Here is a 4,665-nt window from a genome sequence, read left to right on the forward strand (position 1 = left end):
CCCGCCGAGCCGACGCCGCCGGGCCCGGCGCGCCTCGTCGGCGAGCTCCTCGTCCAGGCGGGTGCGCGATGACCCTGCGCGTCGTCCACCGCCCCGCGCGCGTCGTCCGACCCCTGCGGGCACCGGACCCCGTGGACCTGGCGCCGCCGCCGCAGCTGTCCGAGGGCGGCGGCGGCGCGCCGCTCCAGGCGCTCTTCCCGGTGGTGGGTGCCCTCGGCTCGATGACCATGATGCTCGTCCTGCGGAACAACCCGCTGTTCGTCATGGTCGCGGTGCTCATCCTCGTCATCGCGCTCGTGGGCGGGGTCGGGATGGCGCTGAGCCAGCGCGGCGCGGCGACGCGGCAGCGCCGGACGCAGCGCGAGCGGTACCTCGACCACCTCGAGACGGTGCGTGCGGAGCTGCGCAAGCAGGAGCAGGGCGCCCGGGACGTCGCGCGGGCGGTGCACCCGGACCCTGGTGCGCTGCTCGACGTGGTGCGCGACCCCGCCCGCCGCTGGGAGCGCCGCCGGACGGACCCGGACTTCCTCGAGGCGCGGGTCGGCGTCGGCCGGCGACCGTGGTTCGACCTGCGCCTGCCCGCGGACCCGAACCCGACCCAGCCCTTCGACCCGGCGATGGCGGCGGAGGCGCGCGCGGTCCGGCGCCGATTCGCCACGGTGCAGCAGCTGCCGATCACGGTGCCCCTCGACCGAGCCGGTGAGGTCGCCGTCATCGGCCCGCGGGAGCAGGCGCTCGCCGTGGTGCGGGCGCTGACGACGCAGGTGGTGGCCCTGCACGCGCCCGACGACGTCCGCCTGGCGGCCGCGTTCCCGACGGAGACGGCGGCGGACTGGGCGTGGCTCGGCGCGCTCCCGCACCTCGTCGACGACGCCCTGTTCGACGGTCCCGCGGCCGCGCGCCGCGTGGCGCCGGACCTGGCGCACCTCGTCCGGCTCGTCGGGCCCGACCTCGTCGACCGGGCTCAGGCCGCGGCGCGGTCGCAGCGCGGGGGTGCTGGGACGGCCGTCCTCGGGCCGCGGCTGCTCGTCCTCGCGGACGAGCACGGCGGCGTGGCCGGTGCGCTGCCGCTGCCCGACGTCGCCGTGGGGGCGGCGGAGCTCGGCGTGACGGTCGTCCACGTGCTCGCCGACCGGCTCGACGAGCCGTCCGACGTGGCGGTGCGGGTCACGGTCGACGCGGCGGGCGCCGTCGTCGTCGAGGACCTGCGCGGGGACGGCCCGGGCGCGCGCGGGCGGGACCGGGCGTCGGACCGGGCGGGAGACGGCGAGGACGCCGTGACCGGGACGCTCGACGACGTCCCCGCCACGCTCGCCGTCGGCCTGGCGCGCGCGCTCGCGCCGCTGCGGCTCAGCACCACGGAGGTCGGCGAGGACGCGACCGGCTCCGCCGTCGGCATCACGGACCTGCTCGGCGTCGCGGACGTCCGCGCGATCGACCTCGCGCGGACGTGGCAGCCGCGCTCGTCGCGGGACTTCCTCCGCGTGCCCATCGGCGTGGACGACACCGGCGCACCCGTGCTGCTCGACCTCAAGGAGTCCGCGCAGCTCGGCATGGGTCCGCACGGGCTGTGCGTCGGGGCGACGGGCTCGGGCAAGAGCGAGATGCTGCGCACGCTCGTCGCGGCGCTGGCGATCGCGCACCCGCCCGAGGACCTGTCGATGATCCTCGTCGACTACAAGGGCGGCGCCGCGTTCGCGCCGTTCGCCACGCTGCCCCACGTCGCGGGCATCATCGACAATCTCGCCGACGACGCGGGCCTGACGGAGCGGGCGCGGGCGAGCATCGCGGGGGAGGTCGTGCGCCGCCAGCAGGTGCTGCGCGACGCCGGCAGCTCGCCGTCGATCACGCACTACCGGGAGCTGCGCGCCACCCGGCCCGAGCTGGAGCCGCTGCCCCACCTGCTGCTCGTCATCGACGAGTTCGGCGAGCTGCTCACCGCGGACCCGGACTTCGTGGACCTGCTGCTGACGATCGGCCGCATCGGGCGGTCCATCGGCATGCACCTGCTGCTGTCCAGCCAGCGCATCGAGGCGGGGCGGCTGCGCGGCCTCGACACCTATCTGTCCTACCGGCTGGGCCTGCGCACGTTCAGCGAGGCGGAGAGCTCGGTCGTGCTGGACACGCCCGACGCGTTCCACCTGCCCGCCGTCCCCGGCTACGGCTACCTCAAGGTCGACACGACGGTCTACCAGCGGTTCCGGGCCGGGTACGTCTCCGGGCCGCTGCGCACCGACGAGGCGCCCGAGCCGGACGCCCCGGCGGACCTGCGGCGGCCCCTTCTGCTGCCCGTGCACCACGGGGTCCTGGCGATGAACGGCCTCGAGCGGCCCGGGGCGTCCGGGGAGCCGGAGCTGGTGCGCCCCTCGACGGGCCCCTCCACGGTCGACGCCGTGGTGGCCCAGCTCGCGCCGGCGGCGCCGCCGACCCGACCGGTGTGGCTCGAGCCGCTCCCCCTCCGCCTCGCGCTCGGCGACGTGCTCGCCCGGCACGAGCGGGCCGCGGGCCGCGTCCGCCACCTCGCCCCGCCGCTGGGCCTGCTGGACGACCCCGCACGGCAGCGGCAGGAGCCGTGGGTCCTGGACCTCACGCGGGCCGGCGGCCACGTGGCGATCATCGGCGCGCCCCAGGCCGGCCGGACGACGCTGCTGTGGACGCTGACGACGTCCCTCGCCCTCACCCACACGCCCCAGCAGGTGGCGGTCTACGGCATGGACCTCGCCGGCGGCGCGCTCGCGCGCATCGAGGGCTTCCCGCACGTCGGCGGCGTCGCGACCCGCAGCAGCCGGGACCGCCTGCGCCGCCTCCTGGAGGAGCTGCACGGCATGCTCGCGCACCGCGAGCGCGTCTTCGCCGAGCACGGCATCGACTCCCTGGCGCTGCTGCGCTCCCGGCACGCCGCCGGGCAGGTGCCCGAGCTGGCCGCGGCGGACGTCGTCCTCGTCGTCGACGGGGTCGGGTCGATCCGTACCGACCACGAGGAGCTCGACGAGCCGTTCACCGACCTCCTCCAGCGCGGGGGCGGCTTCGGCATCCACGTCGTCGCGGCGATGACCCGGTGGAACGAGCTGCGGATGACCGTCCAGCCGCTGGTCGGCACGCGGGTGGAGCTCCGCCTCAACGACCCGACCGACTCGACGATCGCGCGCAAGCTCGCCGCGACGCTGCGGACCGACCAGCCGGGCCGCGTGCTCACCGACGACGGGCTCTTCGCCCAGGTCGCACTTCCGCTGGTCGGGACCGGCGCCGACGACGCCGCGGCCACGGCGGAGGAGTCGGTCGGGGCGGCGCTGGAGGACCTGGCGCGCCGGTCCGCCGGGTCGTGGGGCGGGCCCGCCGCGCCGCCGATCCGTCTGCTGCCGGAGGACCTCGACCCCGCCGAGCTGCCCGACCCGCTCGACGAGCCCGCGCTCGTCCCCATCGGCCTGCGGCAGGACACCATGGGCCCGGCGCTGCTCGACCTCGCGGGGCGGGACCAGCACCTGCTCGTGCTCGGGGACGCGCGGTGCGGCAAGACGACGCTGCTGCGGGGCGTCGTCGAGGGCCTCGTCGACCGGGCGACCCCGGAGGAGCTGGTCATCGCGCTCTTCGACGCCCGGGGCGGGCTGGCCGACGTCTGCCCCGAGGACTACCTCGGCGGGCGCGCCACGAGCGGCCGGCCGGCGCTCGCCCTCGCGACGGCGATCGCCGCGGAGCTGGAGCGGCGGACGACGTCCGACGGCGCGCCGTCGGCGGTGGGGCCCCGCGTCGTCGTCGTCGTGGACGACTACGACATCCTCGCGTCCGGCGGCACGGACCCGCTCCGCCCCCTCCTGCCCTACCTGGCCGCCGCGCGGGACCTGCGCCTCAACGTCGTCCTGTCCCGTCCGGTCGCCGGCGCCACCCGGGCGCTCTACGACCCGGTCCTCCAGGCGCTGCGCGACACCGGCGGCAGCGGGCTGCTCATGGCGGGCGAGCGCAGCGAGGGGCAGGTCTTCCCCGGGCTCTACGCGGAGCACCTGCCGCCGGGCCGCGGCACCCTCGTGCGGCGTGGCGACCGGCCCCGCCTCGTCCAGGTCGCGCACTTCGCCGACGTCCCGGCCACCGAAGGGGCTGCCCGTGCCACGTGAGATCGTCGTCGTCAGCGCGCGCGCACCGGACCTGACGACGCTCCTGGAGGCGGGCGCCGCGGTGGACCCCGGCTTGGGCCTGCGGACGATGCGGGAGGGCGCCGTGCACCAGCTCTGCCTCGTCGGACCGGACGGCTCCGGGGACGTGGCGGTCCTGTCCGTCTCCCAGCCGCTGGCCGTGGAGAACGCGGCCGAGCTCGCCCGGCTGCTGCCGGGCGTGGCCGGCCTGGACCACCTGGCCGCCCCGCTGTGGTGGGTCGAGGCGCTCGCGCCGTGGGGTGACGCGGGTCGCGTGGGGGTCCGGGTCGCCCAGGAGCTCGCCCTGCGCCTCGGCGGCGTGTGCGTCGTCCAGGACGGGGAGTGACCGGCGTGCTCGCCGCCCCGGAGGCCCTGCGGTGGCTCCGCACGCCGGTGCGCGAGGGGACGCCGGTGGTCGTCGCCGGGGTGGCGGGGGGCGTCGGCGCGAGCACGGTCGCCCGGCTGCTCGGCGCGCTCGTGGACGAGGCCGGCCGGGCGGGGGACCTCGAGGTGCGGGACGTCGGGTCCGAGGCGCCGG

Annotated in this window: 3 protein-coding genes; all 3 read left to right on the forward strand. The window is 77.5% G+C overall.

Going from position 1 to position 4,665, the window contains the following annotated elements; all coding sequences use genetic code 11:
• Positions 1 to 68 precede the first annotated feature (68 nt).
• Positions 69 to 4,109, forward strand: coding sequence for a type VII secretion protein EccC (locus N866_RS16145; RefSeq protein ID WP_034228256.1), 4,041 nt, complete (start codon positions 69 to 71; stop codon positions 4,107 to 4,109).
• Complete coding sequence (locus N866_RS16150; protein WP_034228258.1) at positions 4,099 to 4,473, forward strand: hypothetical protein; 375 nt, start codon at positions 4,099 to 4,101, stop codon at positions 4,471 to 4,473. Before N866_RS16145 ends, N866_RS16150 begins: the two co-directional genes overlap by 11 nt.
• Positions 4,470 to 4,665 (forward strand): hypothetical protein (locus N866_RS16155; protein ID WP_034228260.1); only part of this gene is annotated, 196 nt, incomplete at its 3' end. The genes N866_RS16150 and N866_RS16155, both read left to right, overlap by 4 nt.

Origin of the sequence: Actinotalea ferrariae CF5-4 (assembly GCF_000603945.1) — a bacterium.
In the GTDB taxonomy this organism is placed as follows: Bacteria; Actinomycetota; Actinomycetes; order Actinomycetales; family Cellulomonadaceae; genus Actinotalea; species Actinotalea ferrariae.

Coding starts and splice junctions, on each gene's coding strand:
- N866_RS16145 (WP_034228256.1), top strand. CDS start 69: ATGACCCTGCGCGTCGTCCACCGCCCCGCGCGCGTCGTCCGACCCCTG.